18 protein-coding genes are annotated in these 22,531 nt (G+C 70.1%); 3 read left to right on the top strand and 15 right to left on the bottom strand.

The genetic code is table 11. The features are described 5' to 3' along the window. Positions 1-3: 3 nt before the first annotated feature. From ACFY1J_RS39900 to ACFY1J_RS39875, 6 genes are all read right to left on the bottom strand, one after another. Positions 4-1,704: an urease subunit alpha gene (locus ACFY1J_RS39900; protein WP_390711931.1), complete on the bottom strand. Its 1,701-nt coding sequence runs from the start codon at positions 1,702-1,704 to the stop codon at positions 4-6. Beyond that, on the bottom strand, positions 1,701-2,381 hold the full coding sequence (ureA, locus tag ACFY1J_RS39895; RefSeq protein ID WP_390711932.1) for an urease subunit gamma: 681 nt from the start codon (positions 2,379-2,381) through the stop codon (positions 1,701-1,703). The genes ACFY1J_RS39900 and ureA overlap by 4 nt, the downstream gene beginning before the upstream one ends. A 135-nt stretch (positions 2,382-2,516) precedes the next feature. Beyond that, positions 2,517-3,839 carry a KamA family radical SAM protein gene (locus tag ACFY1J_RS39890; RefSeq protein ID WP_390711933.1) on the bottom strand — a complete coding sequence of 441 codons (1,323 nt, stop codon included), beginning with the start codon at positions 3,837-3,839 and terminating at the stop codon, positions 2,517-2,519. A gap of 16 nt (positions 3,840-3,855) precedes the next feature. Continuing rightward, positions 3,856-4,926 carry a hypothetical protein gene (locus ACFY1J_RS39885; protein ID WP_390711934.1) on the bottom strand — a complete coding sequence of 357 codons (1,071 nt, stop codon included), beginning with the start codon at positions 4,924-4,926 and terminating at the stop codon, positions 3,856-3,858. 79 nt (positions 4,927-5,005) lie between these two features. Further along, on the bottom strand, positions 5,006-6,094 hold the full coding sequence (locus ACFY1J_RS39880; RefSeq protein WP_390732938.1) for a branched-chain amino acid aminotransferase: 1,089 nt from the start codon (positions 6,092-6,094) through the stop codon (positions 5,006-5,008). A 249-nt stretch (positions 6,095-6,343) separates the two neighbouring features. Continuing rightward, complete coding sequence (locus ACFY1J_RS39875; RefSeq protein ID WP_390711936.1) at positions 6,344-7,387, bottom strand: 3-isopropylmalate dehydrogenase; 1,044 nt, start codon at positions 7,385-7,387, stop codon at positions 6,344-6,346. A gap of 144 nt (positions 7,388-7,531) precedes the next feature. On the opposite strand from ACFY1J_RS39875, the gene ACFY1J_RS39870 reads away from it, so the two are divergent. Further along, positions 7,532-9,094, top strand: coding sequence for a purple acid phosphatase family protein (locus ACFY1J_RS39870; RefSeq protein ID WP_390711937.1), 1,563 nt, complete (start codon positions 7,532-7,534; stop codon positions 9,092-9,094). A 103-nt stretch (positions 9,095-9,197) separates the two neighbouring features. Here the strand turns inward: ACFY1J_RS39870 and ACFY1J_RS39865 are convergent, their stop codons facing one another. From ACFY1J_RS39865 to ACFY1J_RS39850, 4 genes are all read right to left on the bottom strand, one after another. Next, a complete protein-coding gene (locus ACFY1J_RS39865; protein WP_153545374.1) occupies positions 9,198-9,329 on the bottom strand; it encodes a hypothetical protein in 132 nt (43 codons plus the stop codon). Between the two features lie 279 nt (positions 9,330-9,608). Beyond that, a complete protein-coding gene (locus ACFY1J_RS39860; RefSeq protein WP_390711938.1) occupies positions 9,609-10,148 on the bottom strand; it encodes a GNAT family N-acetyltransferase in 540 nt (179 codons plus the stop codon). Between the two features lie 96 nt (positions 10,149-10,244). Further along, the gene (pruA, locus tag ACFY1J_RS39855; protein ID WP_390711939.1) at positions 10,245-11,876 is read right to left on the bottom strand and encodes an L-glutamate gamma-semialdehyde dehydrogenase; all 1,632 of its coding nucleotides are present in this window, start codon (positions 11,874-11,876) and stop codon (positions 10,245-10,247) included. Between the two features lie 251 nt (positions 11,877-12,127). Continuing rightward, the gene (locus ACFY1J_RS39850; protein WP_390711940.1) at positions 12,128-13,054 is read right to left on the bottom strand and encodes a proline dehydrogenase family protein; all 927 of its coding nucleotides are present in this window, start codon (positions 13,052-13,054) and stop codon (positions 12,128-12,130) included. Positions 13,055-13,225: 171 nt separating this feature from the next. Between ACFY1J_RS39850 and ACFY1J_RS39845 the strand changes: the two genes are divergently transcribed. Continuing rightward, positions 13,226-14,434, top strand: coding sequence for a PucR family transcriptional regulator (locus ACFY1J_RS39845; protein WP_390711941.1), 1,209 nt, complete (start codon positions 13,226-13,228; stop codon positions 14,432-14,434). 243 nt (positions 14,435-14,677) lie between these two features. Here the strand turns inward: ACFY1J_RS39845 and ACFY1J_RS39840 are convergent, their stop codons facing one another. Then, a complete protein-coding gene (locus ACFY1J_RS39840) occupies positions 14,678-15,262 on the bottom strand; it encodes a TetR/AcrR family transcriptional regulator (protein ID WP_390711942.1) in 585 nt (194 codons plus the stop codon). Positions 15,263-15,359: 97 nt separating this feature from the next. Here ACFY1J_RS39840 and ACFY1J_RS39835 point away from each other — a divergent pair, with 97 nt between their 5' ends. Next, positions 15,360-16,886: an MFS transporter gene (locus ACFY1J_RS39835; protein WP_390711943.1), complete on the top strand. Its 1,527-nt coding sequence runs from the start codon at positions 15,360-15,362 to the stop codon at positions 16,884-16,886. A gap of 141 nt (positions 16,887-17,027) precedes the next feature. On the opposite strand, the gene serA is transcribed toward ACFY1J_RS39835, so the two are convergent. From serA to ACFY1J_RS39815, 4 genes are all read right to left on the bottom strand, one after another. Then, positions 17,028-18,617 (bottom strand): phosphoglycerate dehydrogenase, encoded by a 1,590-nt coding sequence (gene serA, locus ACFY1J_RS39830; RefSeq protein ID WP_390711944.1) that lies wholly within the window; start codon positions 18,615-18,617, stop codon positions 17,028-17,030. 230 nt (positions 18,618-18,847) lie between these two features. Then, the gene (gene ilvC, locus ACFY1J_RS39825) at positions 18,848-19,846 is read right to left on the bottom strand and encodes a ketol-acid reductoisomerase (protein WP_390711945.1); all 999 of its coding nucleotides are present in this window, start codon (positions 19,844-19,846) and stop codon (positions 18,848-18,850) included. 111 nt (positions 19,847-19,957) lie between these two features. After that, the gene (ilvN, locus tag ACFY1J_RS39820) at positions 19,958-20,482 is read right to left on the bottom strand and encodes an acetolactate synthase small subunit (protein ID WP_263213052.1); all 525 of its coding nucleotides are present in this window, start codon (positions 20,480-20,482) and stop codon (positions 19,958-19,960) included. Positions 20,483-20,502: 20 nt separating this feature from the next. Further along, entirely contained in the window at positions 20,503-22,353 is a 1,851-nt protein-coding gene (locus tag ACFY1J_RS39815) for an acetolactate synthase large subunit (RefSeq protein ID WP_390711947.1), read from the bottom strand. Positions 22,354-22,531: the final 178 nt, after the last annotated feature.

Genomic DNA, 22,531 nt, shown 5'->3' with positions numbered 1-22,531 from the left:
TCCTTAGAGGAAGTAGAGGCGGTTGAGGGAGACCGAGTCGGCGGGTTCCGAGCGGAGCGGATCTCCGTCGAGGGTGACCAGGCCGGTGCGCCCGTCCACGTCGACGGTTCCGGTACGGGAGTTGAGGCGCAGGTCGGCGGGGCCGATGCCCCGGGTGCCGCGGACGGCGACCCTCCTTCTGCGCGTCGGCATCGAGTCGTTGCCCTGGTCGGCGGCGGCCCGGGCGACGAAGGCGACGGAGAGGTCGGCGGGCGTGGCGCCGTGCGCCCCGAACTGCGGGCCCAGCACCAGCGGTTCGCAGGTGTCGGTGGCCGCGTTGGGGTCGCCGGTCACGCCGTACGCCGGGAACCCGGACTTGAGGACGAGCTGCGGCTTGGCACCGAAGAACTCCGGGCGCCACAGGACGATGTCGGCGAGCTTGCCGGCCTCGATCGAGCCGACCTCGTGCGCGAGGCCGTGCGCGAGAGCGGGGTTGATGGTCAGCTTGGCGATGTAGCGCAGCACGCGGGCGTTGTCGTCGCCCTCGCTGTCGCCGCCCTCCCCGTCATGGGGAAGCAGGGGCCCCAGCTCGGCCTTCATCTTCCCGGCCATCGCGAAGGTACGGCGCACCGTCTCCCCCGCCCGGCCCATGCCCTGCGCGTCCGACGAGGTGATCCCGATCGCGCCCAGGTCGTGCAGCACGTCCTCGGCGCCCATGGTCCCGGCGCGGATGCGGTCCCGGGCCATGGCGGCGTCGCCGGGCAGGTCGGTCTTCAGGTCGTGGACGGAGACGATCATGCCGTAGTGCTCGGCGACCGCGTCCCGGCCGAAGGGCAGGGTCGGGTTGGTGGAGGAGCCGATGACGTTCGGCACGCCCGCCATCTTCAGCACGTTCGGCACATGTCCGCCGCCGCAGCCCTCGATGTGGAAGGCGTGGATCGTACGGCCCTCCAGGACGCGCAGGGTGTCCTCGACGGACAGGCACTCGTTCAGTCCGTCGCTGTGCAGGGCGACCTGGACGTCGTGCTCCTCGGCGACCCTCAGCGCCGTGTCCAGGGCGCGGGTGTGGGCGCCCATGTCCTCGTGCACCTTGAAGCCGGACGCACCGCCCTCGGCGAGGGCCTCGACGAGGGGCGCGGAGCGGGACGACGACCCGCGACCCAGGAACCCGATGTTGACCGGCCAGGCGTCGAAGGCATTGAACGCGTGCCGCAGCGCCCACGGCGAGTTGACCCCGACTCCCCACACCGGCCCGAACTCCTGCCCGATGATCGTGGTCACGCCGGAGGCCAGCGAGGCCTCCATGACGCGCGGGGACAGCAGATGGACATGCGTGTCGACGGCACCGGCGGTGGCGATCAGCCCCTCGCCGGACACGATGGACGTACCCGTGCCGACGACGACGTCGACCCCGTCGAGGGTGTCGGGGTTCCCCGCTCGCCCGATCGCGCAGATGCGCCCCTCGCGGATGCCGATGGAGACCTTCCGGATGCCCTGCGCCGCGTCGATCACGACGACGTTGCTGATCACGACGTCACAGGTGTCACGGACGGCGGCGGCCTTGAGGTGCAGCCCGTCCCGGGCGGTCTTGCCGAAGCCGGCCAGGAACTCGTCGCCGTACTGCTGGGCGTCGGACTCCACCCGGACGGTGAGGCCGGAGTCGCCGAGGCGGACCCGGTCGCCGGCCCGGGGGCCGTGGGTGGCGGCGTACTCGTACGGATTCACCGTTCCGCTCCCAGATATCCGCAGGCGGCGGCCCTGCGCAGGGCCTCTTCCCGGGCCCCCGGCGCGTCCAGCGGCCCGTCGACGAGCCCGGCGAAGCCGATCGCGATCCGCTCGCCCCCGATCGGCACCAGGCCGACCTCGACGCTCTCCCCCGGCCCGAACCGCACCGACGACCCGGCGGGTACGGCGAGCCGCATCCCGTAGGCGGCGGCGCGGGCGAAGCCGAGTCGCGGGTTGGCCTCGAAGAAGTGGAAGTGGGAGGTGACGGAGACGGGCACGGTCGCGGTGTTGGTGACCGTCAGCCGTACCGCCGGCTCGGGCTCGGTGTGCTCGGGCCCCGGCAGCAGCGCGCCCGGGCCGTCCTCGCCCAGCCCGCCCCCGATCGGGTCGGAGACGACCGCGAGCCGCGAGCCGTCGTCGAAGACGGCTTCCACGTGGACCTCAGTGACGACGTCGGCGACGCCCGGCAGGACGTCGGCCGGGCCGAGGACCGCACGGGCGCGCTCGACGGCCTCGGCGAGCCTGGCGCCGTCCCGGGCGGCCTCGCAGACGGTGTCCGCGATGAGCGCGGTGGCCTCCGGCACGTTCAGCCGCAGTCCGCGGGCGCGGCGGGCGCGGGCCAGCTCGGCGGCTCCGAAGAGCAGCAGCCGGTCACGTTCCGTCGGGGTCAGTCTCATGACGCGGCACCTCCTTGCTTCCAGCAGATTAGAGCATCACTCTAAACCGAGGCTTCCGCAATCAGAAGCACTGGAGCATGAGGTCGAGCACACCACATTGAACGCCGCTCAAACCGGACGAGGAGCGGACTGCCGTCAGCCCGCCTCCAGTCCCGGCAGGAAGCGGTCGGCGCCGAACGCGGGCTTCAGGTCCGTGAACCAGGTCGCACCCTCGTCGTAGGCCGCGAAGAACGGGCGGTCGACCAGTTCCGGGTCGCGGGCCTGGATCAGGTGCAGGACGAAGACCTTCTCGCCCGCCACCTCGGCGATGCCGTCCACGCAGACCTTGCCGGGCATCGCCGACATGACCGGACCGCGGACGGTGCGGGCGAGGCCCGAGACGCGGGCGTAGGCGTCGCGGAAGACGGCGTATCCGCGCGCCAGCGGCACCCCGAACCAGCCCTGCGGGCCCGTGTCCCGCTCCACGAACTGGTAGTACGGCACCGCGCCCAGCGAGGTCGTCTCCTCCCACAGCTCGGCCCAGGCGTCCGCGCTGTCGTTGATCCCGGCCACCAGCGGCCCCTGGCAGCGGATCACCGCGCCCGTGTCCCGCACCCGGCGCATCGCCTCCCGCACGACGGGCGGGCGGAGCTCCTGCGGGTGCGTGAAGTGGGCCATGAGCGCGAGGGTCCGGCCGCTCGCCACCACCTTCTCGAACAGCCGCAGCAGATCGTCGGCGTCCCGGTCGGTCGTGAAGCGGTACGGCCAGAAGGCGAGCGACTTGGTGCCGATCCGCACCGAGCGGACCGTGTCGATCTCCAGCAGCGGCTCGACGTAGCGGCGCAGCACCTCCGTGCTCATCACCAGCGGGTCACCGCCGGTGATCAGCGCGCTGGCGACCTCGGGGTGGGCGCGCAGATAGGCGCTCGTGGCGGCGATGTCGTCGGTGGCGATGCGCAGCTCGGCCTCGCCGACGAACTGCGGCCAGCGGAAGCAGTAGGTGCAGTAGGCGTGGCAGGTCTGGCCCTGGCGCGGGAAGACCAGAACCGTCTCCGGGTACTTGTGCTGAAGGCCCGTGAGGCGGCGGCCCTCGTGCACGGGGACGTTGGCGTCCAGCTGCCCGGAGGGGTGCGGGTTGAGCCGCATCCGGATCTCGTGGGCCGCGCGCTGCACCTCGCCCGTGGGCGCCTGACGGGCAAGCAGGTCGGCCATCGTGCGGACGTCGGGCGCGGGCAGCATCCCGGACTGCGGGAAGGTCAGCCGGAAGATCGGGTCGTCGGGCACGGCCGACCAGTCGATCAGTTCGTCGACGACATAGCTGTTCGTACGGAACGGCAGGACCGCCGCCACCGCGCGCAGGGCGAGCCGGTCGGCGGGCAGCAGGGACACCCGCTGCTGGAGCAGTGCGTCCAGGTCACGGGGGGTGAAGGCGCGGAAGCGGGGGCTCGTGCGCGGTGCGGGGTGGTGCGCTGAACTCATCTTTTGCCGGGGCCCTCTATTCCGTGACCAGGACCGGGGGCCGCAACTCGACGAAGGCGGCCGCCGACGCATCGTACTTCTCCGCGAAGTGCTGGATGAGCCGTCCGTGCAGCTCGCTCTCGTCGTCGACGACGATCACCTCATGGCCTTCCGCCCTGCTCAGCGCCTGGCTGTACGCGGTGAGTTGGTCGAGCCGGCGCCGGGCGAGATAGGTGACGAGGTCGGGGGCGGCGACGTACAGGCTGTCGTCGAGGAACACGAAGCGGCAGGTGAACTCCCGGCGCCCGTCGGTGGCGTCGACGACCGTGACGGGAAGGTGGGTGAACCGCTCCATCGGCTGGCCCTGTTGCCACAGTTCCTCGAAGCGCTGCTCCACGAAGGTGCCGAGCGGCGAGCGGACCGCGACCTCCAGCTGGACGCCCTCCCCGGAGAGCCGGCCGACGGTGAGGAAGGAGACCAGACAGCGCTCGTCCCAGCGGTAGAGCGTGACGCCGGGGGACGTCGAGCACAGCCGTACCTCCAGCAGTTGCCGGGAGCTGTCCTCCAGCCGGCGCGCGAACTCGTCCAGGGTACGCAGGTTGCGCATGATGTCGCGGCGGATGTCGGCGCTCTGTTCGCCGAGTTCCCGGCCGCGCAGGATGACGGCGAGGGAGTCCGGGTCGAGCAGCAGGATCTGGACGCGGGCGCCGCTCGCGGTGGCGGACCTGACTCCTCTGAAGAGGCGCTCGGAGAACTGCGGGCCGAACAGGTTGGAGAAGGTGTCCAGCACCTTCACGTTCGAGGTCGACCGGTACACCTGTGCGGCGAACCACTCGTAGTCCAGTCGGGTGTGCTCGCGGACGCGCCCCTCCTGGGCCCGGGATATCAGCGGGCCGATGACGAACACCGTGACGACCACGCCGACGATGTCGGTGCCGAGGTTGAGGGCGAGGTTCTGCCCGTAGTTGTCCATCGTCGAGGCCCGCCACAGCAGCAGGCCCGCGACGGCGGTCAGCAGCGCCAGCACGGTGAGGCTCTGCGGCCGGCGCGGGGTCTGTAACGTCCGCATCAGCCACCGCAGTCGTGGCATCGGCGACCGTCCGCTCACGCGTGCTCCCTCCCCCGTGGACTCAGGAAATACCCGCACGGGGGAGGCGATACGCGTCGAACAAGCGGCTGGAGTTCGCTCAGCCCAGCGGGTGCATCCAGCCGTGCTTGTCCTCGGCGATGCCGCGCTGGATGTCGAGGAGGGCCTGGCGGAGCCTGAGGGTGACCTCGCCGGGCTCGCCGTCGGACTGCTTCCACTCGGCGCCGGCCCGCTTGACCGTGCCGACCGGGGTGATGACGGCGGCGGTGCCGCAGGCGAAGACCTCGGTCAGGGTGCCGTTCTCGGAGTCCGTCTGCCACTGGTCGATGGAGACGCGGGCCTCTTCGGAGGCGTAGCCGAGGTCGCGGGCGACGGTCAGCAGGGAGTCACGGGTGACGCCCTCCAGGATGGAGCCGGTGAGGGTGGGGGTGACGATCCGGTCGCCGTACACGAAGTACAGGTTCATGCCGCCGAGTTCCTCGACCCACTTGTGCTCGACCGCGTCGAGGTAGCAGACCTGGTCGCAGCCCTGGGCGGCGGCCTCCGCCTGGGCGAGCAGGGAGGCCGCGTAGTTGCCGCCCGTCTTGGCGTCGCCCATGCCGCCGGGGACGGCGCGGACGCGGTCCTCGGACGCCCAGATGGAGACCGGCTTCACCCCGCCCGGGAAGTAGGCGCCGGCCGGGGAGGCGATGACGATGAAGAGGTACTCGTTGGCGGGCTTCACACCCAGGCCGACCTCGGTAGCGATCATGAACGGGCGCAGATAGAGGGACTCCTCGCCGCCGTGCGCGGGCACCCAGCCCTTGTCCTGCTGGACCAGGGCGTCGCAGGCCTCGATGAACGTCTCGACCGGCAGCTCGGGCATGGCCAGGCGCTTGGCGGAGCGCTGGAAACGCTTGGCGTTCTGGTCCGGGCGGAAGGTGGCGACCGAGCCGTCGGGGCGCCGGTAGGCCTTCAGGCCCTCGAAGATCTCCTGGGCGTAGTGCAGGACATTGGTCGCCGGGTCGAGGGGGATCGGCGCGTACGGAACGAGCTGGCCGTCGTGCCAGCCCCGGCCCTCGGTCCACCTGATGGTCACCATGTGGTCGGTGAAGTGGCGGCCGAAGCCGGGACTGGCCAGGATCGCCTCCCGCTCGGCGGCGGGCAGCGGGTGGGCGGAGGGCTTGAGCTCGATCGTGGGCGTCGTCATGGGTGCTTTGTCCTTCACCGGTTGTAGTGACGGGCCGCGCTCACGCCCGCACGGCCGGTGGCCAGTGTTAGGACGTCCGAGCATTCCCTCATACCGCGGCTCCGTGTTCGATTATCGCCCGGGGGCGACGGCGGAAGGAATCGGGGTGAATGCGGCCCAGGGGTCGATGGTGGCACCCGGCGGGGACATGGGGAAGCCGCCGGGGGCTGGAGTGACCCGGCGGCTTCGAATGGCTTCGAGTGGCGCGGGTCAGCCGGCTACTCGTACGGACAGGGCGTCGCCGATCTCGGACGTGCTGCGGGCGGGCAGCCGGCCGCGCTCCGCGAGGTCGGCGGAGACGGCGTCCTCGATGCGGGCGGCCTCCGTCTCGTAGCCGAGGTGGCGCAGCAGGAGGGCGACGGACAGGACCGTGGCGGAGGGGTCGGCCTTGCCCTGGCCGGCGATGTCCGGGGCCGAGCCGTGCACCGGCTCGAACATGGACGGGAACTCGCCGCCCGGGTTGATGTTGCCGGAGGCGGCGACGCCGATGCCGCCGGAGACGGCCGCGGCGAGGTCGGTGATGATGTCGCCGAAGAGGTTGTCGGTGACGATGACGTCGAACCGCTCGGGCTGGGTGACGAGATAGATCGTCGCCGCGTCGACGTGGATGTACTCGGTGGTGACCTCGGGGTACTCCGCGGCCACCGCGTTGAAGATGTTCGTCCACAGGTGCCCGGCGAAGGTCAGCACGTTGTTCTTGTGGACCAGCGTGAGCTTCTTGCGCGGGCGGGCCTGGGCGCGGGCGAAGGCGTCGCGGACCACGCGCTCGACACCGAAGGCCGTGTTCACGGAGACCTCGGTGGCGACCTCGTGCGGCGTGCCCTTGCGGATGGTGCCGCCGTTGCCCGTGTAGGGGCCCTCGGTGCCCTCGCGGACGACGACGAAGTCGATCTCCGGCTGGCCGGCCAGCGGGGTGGCGACGCCGGGGAGGAGCTTCGACGGCCGCAGGTTGACGTGGTGGTCGAAGGCGAAGCGGAGCTTGAGCAGGAAGCCGCGCTCCAGCACGCCGGACGGGACCGACGGGTCGCCGATGGCGCCGAGCAGGATGGCGTCGTGCTGCTTCAGCGCGTCGAGGTCGGCGTCGGTGAGGGTCTCACCGGTGGCGTGGTAGCGCTTGGCGCCGAAGTCGTACTCCTTGGTCTCCAGCTTCACATCCTGCGGAAGGACGGCGGAGAGGACCTTGAGGCCTTCGGCCACGACTTCCTGGCCGATGCCGTCACCGGGGATCACTGCGAGATTGATGCTGCGAGACATGCCCGGCACCCTACTCCTCGTCCCATGGGATGACATGGGCTGTCCGCCATCCGGACAAGCCGAAAGAGGGACGGCGTCATCCCGTTGGCTGGCGTTCACCCGTACGTGTAGCGGGCGTTGGCGTTCGCTGGGAAGTTCACCTGCATGGAGACCCCCGACGTCGGCATTCCGCCGCAGCTGGCCCGCCGGATGAGCATGGCCGAGCAGTACGAGTACCTGCACACCCGGCTCACCCGGCGCCGCACGCTGGTGACGGCGGGCGCGGTGGCGGGCGGGCTGCTGGCCGGCTGCTCGACGGCGTCCGGCAGCGCGAGGGCGAGCGCGGCGCCGGCCACGGCGACCTCCCGGGTCCGCGGCTCCGCGATCCGTCCCTTCGGCCGCCATCTCGCCTTCGGTTCGGACCCGCAGACCCGGATGCGGATCTCCTGGCAGGTGCCGTTCGCGGTCACGAAGCCGTTCGTACGGGTCGGGCCCCGCCCCGACGACCTGGGCCGCCGCATCGAGGCCGAGGTACGCGCCCTGCACACGCCGGGCGTGCAGGGGGTGCGCTCGGCGGTCGAGCAGTACTACGTGCACGCGGCCCTGGACGGTCTGAAGCCCGGCACCACGTACTACTACGGCGTCGGCCACGACGGCTGGGACCCGGTCTCCCCCGTCCACCGCTCGACGATCACCTCCTTCCGCACGGCCCCCGCGACCCCGGAGCGGTTCGTCTTCACCGCCTTCGGCGACCAGGGCGTGGGCACGAGCGCGAGGGCCAACGACGATCTGCTGCTGCGCCAGAAGCCGGCCTTCCATCTGCACGCGGGTGACATCTGCTACGCGGACGTCAACGGCGCGGGCAAGAAGTCGGACGGGTACGACCCGCGGTTCTGGGACCTGTTCCTGAAGCAGACCGAGTCGGTGGCGAGGTCCGTGCCGTGGATGGTGACCACCGGCAACCACGACATGGAGGCCTGGTACTCACCGGAGGGCTACGGCGGCCAGCTGGCCCGCTTCACCCTGCCGGACAGCGGCTTCGACCCGCACCACGCGCCGGGCGTGTACGCGTTCACCTACGGCAACGTCGGCTTCGTGGCGCTGGACGCCAACGACGTGTCGTACGAGATCCCCGCCAACCTCGGGTTCACCCAGGGCCGGCAGACGCGGTGGCTGGACCGGAAGCTCGGTGAGCTGCGGGCGGCGAAGGGGGTCGACTTCGTGGTCGTCTTCTTCCACCACTGCGCGTACTCGACCTCCCAGCACGCCTCCGACGGCGGCGTCCGCAAGGAGTGGCTGCCGCTGTTCGCCAAGCACCAGGTGGACCTGGTGATCAACGGGCACAACCATGTGTACGAGCGGACGGACGCGATCAGGAAGGGCGAGGTCGGCAGGACCGTGCCGATCGGCGCGTCGACGGATCCCACGCGCGACGGGATCGTGTACGTGACGGCGGGCGGCGGCGGGCGGAACCTCTACTCGTTCCCCTCGGGGGTCAAGGACAGCTACGAGGGGCACGTCACCCGGCACGACGCGGTGAAGACCTTCCACTGGACCAAGTCCCACGGCCCCAGCGCGGAGTCGGTGGAGTGGTCGAGGGTGCGGTACACCGGCTTCTCCTTCCTCTCGGTGGAGGCGGAGGCGGGTACGACCCCGAGGCTGAAGGTGTCGGCGCTGGCGCAGAGCGGGAAGCGGATCGACCACTTCGAGGTGCGGCGCGGCGGATGAGACCACCACGCCGCACCCCGATCGGGTGCGGCTCCCGGCTGTGGGGTGTCGCACGAGCCACGCGAGCGGGCGAGTGGCACGTGTAACACGTGAGGTGTGCGGCTCAGTGGCCGGTCTCGCCGCCGTTGTCACGGCGGTCGAGGGCGCGCTGGAGCGCGGCGGCGGCGTTCTTGCGGTCGGACTCGCTCGTGCGGGTCACGTGGCGGACTCGGCGGCGGACGGTCGTCTCGGCCATGGGAAATCGACTCCTTCGACGAACGTGGAGTTCGGCAGGGGGATACGAGACGCCGGAAGGGGCGGGGAGCGGTGCCGCAGGGGTTGCCTGCACGGGGCCCGGCTCACGACCGCCATTCGCTTGATCGAGCGAGACGTTCGGCTTCTACAAAACTAAGCGAGGGACGCGCTTCTGTCTCCACAATTACTCGGACTTCCTACTATCTGAGACGGCGGATTGCGTCACACCGCTGTGAGCTGGGCTTTCACCCCGCGTGGAAGGCAGAACCCCATGCTCCCGTCAGAGCACATCCCCGTCACGCCAGTCGAAGACCAGCTCCTGGCCGGGGTCGAGCGGACCGGCGAGCGCGGGGAGCACATGGACGCTCCCCTCCTCCTCCGGCAGATGGACGATGCCGTCCGGGGAGAGCGCGCAGACACGGCCGGCCCAGGGCCGCCAGCCGCGGGCCGCGTAGAGCCGGGCGCCGTCGTCGCTCGCGGACAGCGCGCCGAGGTCGTAGGCCCGGCCGACGAACCGCTCCAGCGCCTCCATCACCCGCCCGCCCAGCCCGGTACGGCGCACATCGGGCCGCACACCGACGGCCTCGACATACCCGACCCGCAGCCAGCACCCGCGATGCCGGGCACGACGCATCACGACCGAACCGTGGGCGGCGAGCCCGGAGCCGTCGTGCACCAAGGCGTGCACGCCACCGAGCCCGTGCTCGAAGTCCTCGTCCCCGAACTCACCGCCGAACGCGCCGTCGAGGAGGGCACGAACGGCACGGAGTTCGGCGGGGGTGAGCTCGGCGGTGTGGACGGTGCGGAGACGGGGGGTCATGGATCGAGTATCCCCGTCGTACGTGCCGGGAGTTGGAGACGGGCCGGGAAGCCTGCTCGGGGGTCAGGCTTCCCGGCCCGTGTTCGGGAGGGCTGGTCAGCCCATGTGCGGGTAGGAGTAGTCGGTCGGCGCGACCAGCGTCTCCTTGATGGCGCGGGTCAGGGTCCAGCGCAGCAGGTTCTGCGGGGCGCCGGCCTTGTCGTTGGTGCCGGAGGAACGGCCGCCGCCGAAGGGCTGCTGGCCGACGACGGCGCCGGTCGACTTGTCGTTGATGTAGAAGTTGCCCGCCGCGTAGCGGAGCTTCTCCATCGTGTACGCCGCCGCCGCACGGTCGTTGGAGATGACCGAGCCGGTCAAGGCGTAGTCGGACACCGACTCCATCTGGGTCAGCATCTCGTCGTACTGGTCGTCCTCGTAGACGTAGACGCCGAGGAACGGGCCGAAGTACTCGGTGCGGAACACCTCGTTGGCCGGGTCGGTGCACTCGACGACGGTCGGGCGGACGAAGTAGCCGACCGAGTCGTCGTAGGAGCCGCCCGCGACGATCGTGCAGGTCGGGTCCTCCTTGGCACGGTCGATCGCGGCCTTGTTCTTGGCGAAGGCACGGTCGTCGATCACGGCACCGATGAAGTTCGACAGGTCGGTGACGTCACCCATGGTCAGGTAGTCGACCTCGGCCGCGAACTCCTCCTTGAAGCCCGAGTTCCAGATGGAGGCCGGGATGTAGGCGCGGGAGGTGGCCGAGCACTTCTGGCCCTGGTACTCGAAGGCACCGCGGGTCAGGGCCGTCTTCAGGACGGCGCGGTCGGCGCTCGGGTGGGCGACCAGGAAGTCCTTGCCGCCGGTCTCACCGACCAGACGCGGGTAGGAGCGGTACTTCTCGATGTTGTTGCCGACCGTCTTCCACAGGTACTGGAAGGTCCTGGTCGAGCCCGTGAAGTGGATGCCCGCGAGATCACGGTGGACCAGGGCGACCTTGGAGACCTCGATGCCGTCACCGGTGACGAGGTTGATGACGCCCTTGGGCAGACCGGCCTCCTCCAGGAGCTGCATCAACAGCACGGCGGCGTGGGTCTGCGTCGGGGACGGCTTCCAGACCACCACGTTGCCCATCAGCGCGGGCGCGGTGGGCAGGTTGGCCGCGATCGCGCTGAAGTTGAACGGCGTGATCGCGTAGACGAAGCCCTCCAGCGGACGGTGGTCCAGACGGTTCCAGACGCCCGGGGAGTTGGCCGGGGGCTGCTCGGCCAGGATCTGGCGCGCGTAGTGGACGTTGAAGCGCCAGAAGTCGACCAGCTCACAGGGGCTGTCGATCTCGGCCTGCTGGGCGGTCTTGGACTGGCCGAGCATGGTGGAGGCGGCGATGGTCTCGCGCCAGGGGCCGGCCAGCAGCTCGGCGGCGCGCAGGATGATCGCCGCGCGGTCGTCGAAGGACATCGCGCGCCAGGCCGGCGCGGCCGCGAGGGCGGCGTCGATGGCGTCCTGCGCGTCCTGCTGGGTGGCGTTGCGGAGCGTGCCGATGACGGCCTTGTGGTTGTGCGGCTGGACGACCTGGAAGGCCTCGCCGCCGCCCATCCGCTTCTCCCCGCCGATGGTCATCGGCAGCTCGATCGGGTTCTCGGCCAGCTCCTTGAGCTTGGCCTCCAGCCGGGCACGCTCGGGCGAGCCGGGGGCGTAGCCGTGCACCGGCTCGTTGACGGGGGTGGGGACCTGGGTCACAGCGTCCATCGGTTACCTCTTCCGAGTGTTTCTCGGGCTTCGGCACGGGCGGGCCGAAGCGGTTGCGTATGGTGAGCAGCGGTCAGGGCTTGACCGTCACGGACTCGCTGCGGCGAGCTCGTGAGAAGCCCCCTCGGGGGCGGAGTCACGAGATCCGTAACTCCTTCCACGGATCTGGGTCCGGCTCAGCCGGCCGCAGGGCGGCGGCTGTTGGTCTCCGAAGCTCCTCGGGGACCGACAGTCGCGGCTCATCCAGCGCATCACCCCTTGCTGATCATCGAGCGGACGAAGAAGCGCAGGTTGGCCGGCTTCTCAGCGAGCCTCCGCATGAAGTAGCCGTACCAGTCGGTGCCGTAGGCGGTGTAGACGCGCATGCGGTGGCCCTCGGCGGCCAGGCGCAGGTGCTCGTCGCTGCGGATGCCGTAGAGCATCTGGAACTCGTACTCGTCCATCTTGCGCCCGGCCTGGTGGGCGAGCTCCTGCGCGATGGAGATCAGCCGGGGGTCGTGGGAGCCGATCATCGGGTACCCCTCGCCCTCCATCAGAGTCCTCAGGATGCGGACGTACGCCTTGTCGATCTCGTGCTTCTGCTGGTACGCGACCTCGGCGGGCTCCTTGTACGCGCCCTTCACGAGCCGTACCCGGCTGCCCGCCGCGGCGAGGCGGCGGGCGTCGGCCTCGGTGCGGAAGAGGTAGGCCTGGATGACGCAGCCGGTCTGCGGGTGGTCGTTGCGCAGCTCCTCATGGATGGCGAACATCGAGTCGAGGGTCGTGTGGTCCTCGGCGTCGAGGGTGACCGTGGTGCCGATCGCGGCGGCGGCCTCGACGACCGGGCGGACGTTCTCCAGGGCGAGCTCGTGGCCGCCCTCCAGCGCTTGGCCGAACATCGAGAGCTTGACCGACATCTCGACCTTCGGGCCGAGCTGAAGGTCCTTGAGGCGCTCGATGAGCTGCAGGTACGCGTCCCGGGCGGCGGTGGCCTGCCCGGGGGTGGTGATGTCCTCGCCGACGACGTCCATGGTCAGTTCCAGGCCCTTGGTGGTGAGGTCCTGGATGATCGGGACGATCTCGTCGACGGTCTCGCCGGGGATGAAGCGGTCGACGACCTGCTTGGTCACCGGGGCCGCCGAGATCAGGCGACGCATCCGGTCGCTGCGCGACGCGGCGAGAATCACGGGACCCAGCACGGGGCACCTCCACAACAAGACCTACGGAATGCCGACCCGAAGCAGATGATTTTTTGGGTACGGCACGGAGAACCACCGTGAAACCTAAGGATCTCTCCGATCGTCTGCCATCGACAGCTGTCACGCATCCGTTCCCCGGATCTCAGACAGTTGTATGAAGGCGGTACGGAAATGCGGGAGAATACCCGCGTGACGGCCGATTACAAGGGTGACTACCAGGAGCTGGTCGACGAGATCTCGGAACTCCTGGACGCGCCCGCGACGCTGGAGAACCGCGACTTCGAGCTGATCGCCTTCGGTGCCTACGACAGCGAGGGGGAGCTCGACCCCTCGGCCCTGGACCCGGTCCGCACCCGCTCGATCCTGACCCGGCGCTCCACGGCGGCGGTCCGGACGTGGTTCGAGGGCTTCGGCATCACCCGGGCGACGGGCCCCGTCCGCATCCCGCCCACCCCGGAGGCGGGGGTGTACCGGGGACGAATCTGCCTTCCGGTACGCCATCGGGGTGTCGTCCTCGGTTACGTCTGGCTCCTGGACGACGATCCGGGCCCGAGCGAGCAGCAGCTGACGGCGGCGATGGCGGTCACGGCCCGTATCGGCGCGCTGCTCGCGGACGAGGCGCAGGCCGGGGCCGACCTCACCCGGGAGCTTCGGGCGGTGCTGACGGCCGAGCCCGGCTGGCAGCGGGACATGGCGGTGGCCGAGCTGCGCACGGCCCTCGGCAACCGCGCGGACGGCCCGCACACGGTGGTGTGCGTGGCCCCCTGGCCCTCGGCCGACCCCGAGGACGCGCCGTCGGTACGCACCCTGCCGGGCGCCACGGCCCTGTGCACCGTGCCCTGGGGTCCGTCCGCCCAGTCACTGGCCCTGCTCGTGCGACTGCGCTCGACGGACACGGTGACCCCGGCGGTCTCGGCCGCGGGACGGCTGCTGGAGCGGGCCTCGAACGCGGCCGGGAGCAGCGGCTCCGCGGCGGCCGCCGGGATCGCCGCCCCGCGCCTCGGGCTCGCCGAGCTGGGGACCGCCTGGCAGGAGGCGGTCGGGGCGGCCCGGGCGGCGCTGGCGGAGCCACAGTTCGGGCCGGTGGCCGAGTGGGCGCGGATCGGGCCTTACCGGCTGCTGACCTCACTGCCCGCCGAGGCGACCCGCGACCGGGCGGTGGCCCCGCTGCTCACCCCCGCCCACCAGGAGCTGGCCCGCACCGCCGAGGTGTACCTCGACCGCGCGGGCCAGGCCGGCCGCACCGCCGCCGAACTGGGCATCCACCGCCAGACCCTGTACTACCGCCTGTCCCGGGTGGAACAGCTGACGGGCCTGGACCTGGACGACGGCGAGGACCGCCTGCTGCTGCACATGGCGTTGAAGGGGGCCCGGCTCTAGCCGGGCGCGGCCGGCAGGTCCCCCGCGGCGGCGATCCCTCCTGGTCGTCGGTCCCGTCGGGCAGACGGGTCACGGCGTGGAAGCCTGCGGCCGGACTCGATCGACCGGGCGAGGGCGCCGACCGGTCCAGGGCAGGGAAGCCCCACGCCGGCCCTGATGTACACCCGGGCCGCCCGCCCGTCGTACGGCAGCACGGTGACCGCCCTGCGGAACCTCGCGTACGACGCCGGAAAGACGGACGCGTCAGGTTCTGGTGGCGGCTTCGATGATCTGACGCAGACCCTCCGCCAGGGCGTCCCCGTCGGGGGCGGTCTTCGGGTCGAAGGTCCATTGCGCGATGAGGCCCGTCATCAGGGTCAGGTAGAACTTGCCGAGGGTGTCCGCGACCTCGTCCGGGACGTCCTCTTCGCGACCGCCCATGAGCAGCGGGATGAGACCTCGGCCGGCCTCCCGCTGGGCGATCGCCAGATGGTCGCGGACCTCGGGCAGTTGGTCGCCCATGACCACGATCTCCATGCTGAGGCGCCACATCGAACCGGGCTCACGCATGGTGCCGGTGATGTTCGACCACACCCACCGGAAGCGTTCCAGAGACCCGGGCGCGCCCTCCGGCTCCACGGCACCTCCTCCGTCGAAGGCGCCGGACATGCCCTCCACCAGTGCGACATAGGCCTGCGCCAGCAACGCGTCCTTCGAGCCGTAGTGATAGCCGATCGAGGCGAGGTTCGTCCCCGACTCCTTGACGATGTCGCGCGCCGTGGTGCGCGCGAACCCCTTCTCCAGCAGGCAGCGCTTGGCGCCTTCGAGCAGATCCTCACGGTGTCCCATGCGGACCAGCCTAGCGCCGATCCATACAACCGTCCTAGACGCATGACTTATACAAGCGTTCTAGACAAGCGTTTAAGACGCTTGTACATTCGCTGTCATGACGAACACGACGAGCACCACCACGACCCCGACAGGCCGTGCCGGCCGCCGCGAATGGACGGCGCTCGGTGTGCTGATGCTTCCGCTGCTGCTGGTCTCGATGGACGTCTCGGTCCTCTACTTCGCGATCCCCGCGATCAGCGCCGACCTGGAGCCGAGCGGCACACAGCAGCTGTGGATCTTCGACATCTACGCATTCGTACTGGCCGGCCTGCTGATGACGATGGGCTCGCTGGGCGACCGCATCGGCCGCCGCAAACTGCTCCTGCTGGGCGCCGCCGCCTTCGGTACCGCCTCACTGGTGGCGGCGTACGCGAACAGCGCGGAGACCCTGATCGCCGCCCGCGCGGTCCTCGGCATCGGCGGCGCGACCCTGATGCCGTCCACCATGGCGCTGCTGCGCACGATGTTCACCGACCCCGGCCAGCGCGCGAAGGCGATCGGCATCTGGTCCGGTGTGATGACCGCGGGCGTGGCACTCGGCTCGGTCATGAGCGGTGTCCTGGTCCAGTACTTCTGGTGGGGCTCGGTCTTCCTGGTCAACCTGCCCGCGATGGCACTGCTCCTGGTCCTCGGCCCGGTCCTGCTCCCCGAGTCCAGGAACCCCGAGCCCGGCCGCTTCGACTGGCTGAGCGTCCCCCTGTCGATGGCCGCCGTGCTCCCCGTGATCTACGGCCTGAAGGAGATCCCCTCGCAGGGCTGGCACCCGCAGTACGTCGTCTCGATCACGGTCGGCCTGCTGTTCGCGGCCCTCTTCGTCCGCCGCCAGCGCACCGCCGACTCCCCGATGATCTCCCCGGCCCTGTTCCGCGGCCGCGGCTTCGCCCCGGCCGTCGTCCTCAACCTCGTCTCCTCCTTCGGCATGATGGGCTCGGCGTTCTTCACCACGCAGTACCTGCAGTCGGTGCTCGGCAAGAGCGCGATGGAGGCGGCCCTGTGGGCGCTGCTCCCCTCGGTGCCGATCGGCATGGCGGCCCCGCTCGCGACCTCACTGGTGCAGAAGGGCGTCAACCGCGGCTACGTCGTCGCGGCGGGCTTCGCGACCTCGGCGGCCGGGTACGCGATGCTGGCCCTCACCGGCACAAACTCCCTGTGGCTGTCCCTGGCCGCGGCCGGCGTGCTCGCCTCCGGCATCGTCATGGTGATGTCCCAGATGACCGACCTGGCCATGGGGGCCGCCCCGGTCGAGCGGGCGGGCGCCGCGTCCTCCCTTCTGGAGACCGGCGCGGAGTTCGGCGGCGCCCTCGGCATGGCGGTCCTCGGCTCCATCGGTACGGCCGTCTACCGCCACGACATCCCGGCGTCGGCCCCCGCCGAGGCCAGGGAGACCCTGGGCGGTGCCCTGGCGACGGCCGGTCAGCTCCCCGGCGACGCGGGCAGGGCCCTGGCCACGGCGGCACGCGAGGCGTTCACCAGCGGGATGCACGCGGCGGCGATCGCCGGGACGGTGGTGCTGGCGGGAGCGGCGATCGCCTCGGCGGCGACGCTGCGGAAGATCGGCAGCGGCGAGAAGCAGAACGTCTGAAGCAGGCAACGAACAGAACGCCTGAAACACGGGACGCCGGGCGGGCTGAGAGGAAATCTCTCAGCCCGCCCGGCGTTTGTGCACGCGGCCGTTCAGGCCGAAGCGGGGGTCTGGGGGCGGCAGCCCCCAGGGACGGTCAGCTCAGACCAGGTTCACGGAACGAGCGAACGTCGCCCCGATCTCCTCGGCAACCTCGGTCAGCACGCCGGAGGCAACCGTGTCGTCGACCGTCAGCACCGCCAGCGCCTCGCCGCCGGCCACCGCGCGGGCGACCTGCATGCCGGCGATGTTGATGCCCGCCTCGCCGAGGATGCGGCCGACGGTGCCGACGACACCCGGACGGTCCTCGTAGCGCAGGACGACCATGTGCTCGGCGAGCGCGAGGTCCACGTCGTAGTCGCCGACCGCGACGATCTTCTGGAGGTGCTTGGGGCCGGCCAGGGTGCCGGAGACCGACACCTCCTCGCCGTTGCCGAGCGTGCCGCGCACGGTCACCACGTTGCGGTGGTCCGTCGCCTCGGAGCTGGTGGTCAGCCGGACCTCGACACCGCGCTCCTGGGCGAACAGCGGCGCGTTGACGTACGACACGGTCTCGTCGACGACGTCCTCGAAGACGCCCTTGAGCGCGGACAGCTCCAGCACCTTCACGTCGTGCTGGGTGATCTCGCCGTACACCTCGACGTCGAGGCGGACCGCGACCTCGCCCGCGAGCGCGGTGAAGATGCGGCCGAGACGCTCGGCGAGCGGCAGACCCGGCTTGACGTCCTCGGCGATGACACCGCCCTGCACGTTCACCGCGTCCGGCACCAGCTCACCCGCGAGGGCGAGACGGACGGACTTGGCGACGGCGATGCCCGCCTTCTCCTGGGCCTCGTCGGTGGAGGCGCCGAGGTGCGGGGTGCAGACGACCTGGTCGAACTGGAACAGCGGGGAGTCGGTGCACGGCTCCTTCGCGTAGACGTCCAGTCCGGCGCCCGCGACGCGGCCCTCCTTGAGCGCCGAGTACAGCGCCTCCTCGTCGACGATCCCGCCGCGCGCAGCGTTGACGATGCGCACGCTCGGCTTGACCTTGCGCAGCGCGTCCTCACCGATGAGCCCGAGGGTCTCGGGGGTCTTCGGCAGGTGCACCGTGATGAAGTCGGCGACTTCGAGGAGCTCGTCCAGCGAGAGGACCTTCACGCCCATCTGCGCCGCGCGCGCGGGCTGGACGTAGGGGTCGTACGCGACGACCTTCATGCCGAACGCGGACATGCGCTGTGCGACGAGGGCACCGATGCGGCCCAGGCCCACGACACCCAGCGTCTTCTCGGCCAGCTCCACGCCGGTGTACTTGCTGCGCTTCCACTCGCCGTTCTTCAGCGCGGCGTTGGCCTGCGGGATGTTGCGGGCGGTGGCGACGATCAGACCGCAGGCCAGCTCGGCGGCGGTCACGATGTTGGAGGTGGGGGCGTTGACGACCATCACGCCGGCCTTGGTGGCGGACGAGACGTCGACGTTGTCCAGGCCGACGCCGGCACGCGCGACGACCTTCAGCTTCTTGGCGGCGGCGATCGCCTCGGCGTCGACCTTGGTGGCGGAACGGATCAGGATCGCGTCCACCTCGGCGATGGCCGGGAGCAGCTCGGCGCGGTCCGCGCCGTTGCAGTGCCGGATCTCGAAGTCGGGGCCGAGTGCGTCCACAGTCGCGGGCGACAGCTCTTCAGCGATGAGTACGACAGGTTTCGAGCTCACGTGAGGTCCTCACAAGTCCAAAGCATGCGGACGGCCGTCCCGACGGCCGCAGGCGGAGGAGGGGCTAGCCGCGGAAGACGCACGACGCTGTGGGCCTGACGCGTTTGTTGAGCAGCAGTGTAGTTGCGCGGCGGAGGTCATCTTGCGCCTCTGCGGAAGGATCACCCGTCCGTGGTGGACGGGATGGACAACGGGGCCGGAGCTTTTCGCCCCGGCCCCGGCCCTGAGGCCTACGCCTCCTCGTTCACCCAGCTCATCAGCTTGCGCAGCTGCTTGCCGGTGGTCTCCAGCAGGTGCTCGGCGTCCTGGGTCTTGTACTCGTTGTACTTCTTCAGACCGCCGTGGTACTCGTCCATCCAGTTCTGGGCGAAGGTGCCGTCCTGGATCTCGGCGAGGACCTGCTTCATCTCGGCCTTGGTGGCGTCCGTGATGATGCGCGGGCCGGTGACGTAGTCGCCCCACTCGGCGGTCTCGGAGACGGACCAGCGCATCTTCTCCAGGCCGCCCTCGTACATGAGGTCGACGATCAGCTTCAGCTCGTGCAGGCACTCGAAGTAGGCGATCTCCGGCTGGTAGCCCGCCTCGACGAGGGTCTCGAAGCCAGCCTTGACCAGGGCGGAGGTGCCACCGCACAGCACGGCCTGCTCACCGAACAGGTCGGTCTCGGTCTCCTCGGTGAAGGTCGTCTTGATGACGCCGGCGCGGGTGCCGCCGATCGCCTTGGCGTACGACAGCGCCAGGTCGAAGGCGCCTCCCGTGGCGTCCTGCTCGACGGCGGCGATCGCCGGAACGCCGCGGCCCTCCTCGTACTGGCGGCGGACCAGGTGGCCCGGGCCCTTCGGGGCGACCAGGGCGACGTCCACGCCGGCCGGGGGCTTGATGAAGCCGAAGCGGATGTTGAAGCCGTGGGCGAAGAACAGCGCGTCGCCGTCCTTCAGGTTCGGGGCGATGGACTCCTCGTAGACCTGGGCCTGGATCGGGTCCGGGATGAGGATCATGATGACGTCGGCCTCGGCGGCGGCCTCGGCCGGGCTCACCACGCGCAGACCCTGCTCCTCGGCCTTGGCCTTGGACTTGGAGCCCTCGTGCAGACCGACACGGACGTCGACACCGGAGTCGCGCAGCGACAGGGCGTGCGCGTGGCCCTGGCTGCCGTAGCCGATGACCGCGACCTTGCGGCCCTGGATGATGGACAGGTCGGCGTCAGCGTCGTAGAACAGCTCGGCCACTTTGGGTTCTCTCCTTGGTGTGCAGATGTTGCTCCCACCGTATGACGGCGGGCGGAAGTGAAGTTTCGGGGTCTCGGCATACGGGCGGCGCGAAACCGCCCGTACTCAGCCTTACGCGGATCGGTCCAGAGCGCGCAGCGAGCGGTCCGTGATCGAGCGGGCGCCGCGGCCGATCGCGATCGTGCCGGACTGGACCAGCTCCTTGATGCCGTACGGCTCCAGCATCTTGAGCATGGCGGTCAGCTTGTCGCTGCTTCCGGTGGCCTCGACGGTCACGGCCTCCGGGGAGACGTCGACCGTCTTGGCGCGGAACAGCTGGACGATCTCGACGATCTGGGAGCGCGTCTCGTTGTCGGCACGCACCTTCACCAGAACGAGTTCGCGCTGGACGGCCTGCGCCGGCTCCAGCTCGACGATCTTCAGCACGTTGACGAGCTTGTTGAGCTGCTTGGTGACCTGCTCCAGCGGCAGGTCCTCGACGTTCACCACGATGGTGATGCGGGAGATGTCGGGGTGTTCGGTGACACCGACCGCGAGCGAGTCGATGTTGAAGCCACGGCGCGAGAAGAGGGCGGCGATCCGGGCCAGGATGCCCGGCGTGTTCTCCACCAGGACGGAGAGCGTGTGCTTGGACATTTCTCTGTGGTCTTCCTCGCTCAGTCGTCTTCGTTGTCGCCGAAGTCGGGGCGGACGTCCCGGGCGGCCATGATCTCGTCGTTGGAGGTGCCGGCGGCGACCATCGGCCACACCATCGCGTCCTCGTGGACGATGAAGTCCACGACGACCGGGCGGTCGTTGATGGAGTTCGCCTCTTCGATGACCTTGTCCAGGTCCTCCGGGTTCTCACAGCGGATCGCGTAGCAGCCCATGGCCTCCGACAGCTTCACGAAGTCGGGGACGCGGGTGCCCCGGGCGTCCGGGTTGACGTCGCTCGGGCCGCTGTGCAGAACGGTGTTGGAGTAACGCTGGTTGTAGAACAGGGTCTGCCACTGGCGGACCATCCCGAGGGCGCCGTTGTTGATGATGGCGACCTTGATCGGGATGTTGTTCAGGGCGCAGGTGGTGAGTTCCTGATTGGTCATCTGGAAGCAGCCGTCGCCGTCGATCGCCCAGACCGCACGGTCCGGCACGCCGGCCTTGGCGCCCATCGCGGCCGGGACCGCGTAGCCCATCGTCCCGGCACCGCCGGAGTTCAGCCAGGTGGCGGGCTTCTCGTACTGGATGAAGTGCGCGGCCCACATCTGGTGCTGGCCGACGCCCGCCGCGAAGATCGTGCCCTCCGGGGCGAGCCGGCCGATCCGCTCGATGACCTGCTGCGGGGACAGCGAGCCGTCCTCGGGCTGGTCGTAGCCGAGCGGGTAGGTGTCGCGCCAGCGGCTGAGGTCCTTCCACCAGGCGGTGTAGTCGCCCTTGTGGCCCTCGCTGTACTCCTTCTGGACGGCCTGGATCAGATCGGCCAGGACCTCGCGGGCGTCACCGACGATCGGCACGTCGGCGGCGCGGTTCTTGCCGATCTCGGCGGGGTCGATATCGGCGTGGACGATCTTGGCGTACGGGGCGAAGCTGTCCAGCTTGCCGGTGACGCGGTCGTCGAAACGGGCTCCGAGGGCGACGATCAGGTCGGCCTTCTGCAGCGCGGTGACGGCGGTGACCGAACCGTGCATGCCCGGCATTCCCACGTGCAGCGGGTGGCTGTCGGGGAACGCGCCGAGCGCCATCAGGGTGGTGGTGACGGGCGCTCCGGTGAGCTCGGCGAGAACCTTGAGCTCCGCGGTGGCGTGTGCCTTGAGGACACCGCCGCCGACGTAGAGGACGGGCCGCTTGGCGGAGGTGATCAGCTTGGCGGCCTCGCGGATCTGCTTGGCGTGCGGCTTGGTGACGGGCCGGTAGCCGGGCAGGTCCATGACGGGCGGCCAGGAGAAGACGGTCTTCGCCTGGAGGGCGTCCTTGGCGATGTCGACCAGGACCGGGCCGGGGCGTCCGGTGGAGGCGATGTGGAACGCCTGCGCGATCACCCGCGGGATGTCCTCGGCCTTGGTGACGAGGAAGTTGTGCTTGGTGACGGGCATCGTGATGCCGACGATGTCCGCCTCCTGGAAGGCGTCCGTGCCGATCGCCTTGGACGCGACCTGGCCGGTGATCGCCACGAGCGGCACCGAGTCCATGTGCGCGTCGGCGATCGGCGTGACCAGGTTCGTCGCACCCGGACCCGAGGTCGCCATGCAGACGCCGACCTTGCCGGTGGCCTGCGCATAGCCCGTGGCCGCGTGGCCGGCGCCCTGCTCGTGGCGGACGAGGACGTGACGGACCCTGGTGGAGTCCATCAGCGGGTCGTACGCCGGCAGGATCGCGCCACCGGGAATGCCGAATACCGTGTCAGCGCCGACCTCCTCAAGCGAACGGATGAGGGACTGCGCACCCGTGACGTGCTCGACGGTCGCGGACTGCTGTCCTCCGGAACGGGGCCGCGGCTGCGGATGGTGGGCCCCGGGGGCCTGCTCGGTCATCGGCATTCTCTTCTCGATGCTGAGGGTTTTCGCGAGGTTCGTACGGATTTTTACGTCCGTACGGATGGTGCTGGTGCAACAAAAAACCCCTCGTGCCAAAAGGCAAGCGAGGGGAGCGCGCCGGTGTGGTCGCTGGGGATTCCGGATCGTCCTCCGGCGGGTCCCAGCTCAGCCGACG

Source organism: Streptomyces sp. NPDC001406 (genome assembly GCF_042895285.1).
Classification (GTDB): Bacteria; Actinomycetota; Actinomycetes; order Streptomycetales; family Streptomycetaceae; genus Streptomyces.
Note: the sequence above shows the minus strand (reverse complement) of the source record. Positions and strands in the feature narration are given on the sequence as shown.

Coding starts and splice junctions, on each gene's coding strand:
- ACFY1J_RS39875 (WP_390711936.1), bottom strand. CDS start 7,387: ATGTCTCGCAGCATCAATCTCGCAGTGATCCCCGGTGACGGCATCGGC.
- ACFY1J_RS39865 (WP_153545374.1), bottom strand. CDS start 9,329: ATGGCCGAGACGACCGTCCGCCGCCGAGTCCGCCACGTGACCCGCACG.
- ilvN (WP_263213052.1), bottom strand. CDS start 20,482: ATGTCCAAGCACACGCTCTCCGTCCTGGTGGAGAACACGCCGGGCATC.
- ACFY1J_RS39845 (WP_390711941.1), top strand. CDS start 13,226: ATGCGGGAGAATACCCGCGTGACGGCCGATTACAAGGGTGACTACCAG.
- ACFY1J_RS39860 (WP_390711938.1), bottom strand. CDS start 10,148: ATGACCCCCCGTCTCCGCACCGTCCACACCGCCGAGCTCACCCCCGCC.
- ACFY1J_RS39815 (WP_390711947.1), bottom strand. CDS start 22,353: ATGACCGAGCAGGCCCCCGGGGCCCACCATCCGCAGCCGCGGCCCCGT.
- ACFY1J_RS39870 (WP_390711937.1), top strand. CDS start 7,532: ATGGAGACCCCCGACGTCGGCATTCCGCCGCAGCTGGCCCGCCGGATG.
- ACFY1J_RS39835 (WP_390711943.1), top strand. CDS start 15,360: ATGACGAACACGACGAGCACCACCACGACCCCGACAGGCCGTGCCGGC.
- ureA (WP_390711932.1), bottom strand. CDS start 2,381: ATGAGACTGACCCCGACGGAACGTGACCGGCTGCTGCTCTTCGGAGCC.
- ACFY1J_RS39890 (WP_390711933.1), bottom strand. CDS start 3,839: ATGAGTTCAGCGCACCACCCCGCACCGCGCACGAGCCCCCGCTTCCGC.
- pruA (WP_390711939.1), bottom strand. CDS start 11,876: ATGGACGCTGTGACCCAGGTCCCCACCCCCGTCAACGAGCCGGTGCAC.
- ACFY1J_RS39880 (WP_390732938.1), bottom strand. CDS start 6,094: ATGACGACGCCCACGATCGAGCTCAAGCCCTCCGCCCACCCGCTGCCC.
- ACFY1J_RS39840 (WP_390711942.1), bottom strand. CDS start 15,262: ATGGGACACCGTGAGGATCTGCTCGAAGGCGCCAAGCGCTGCCTGCTG.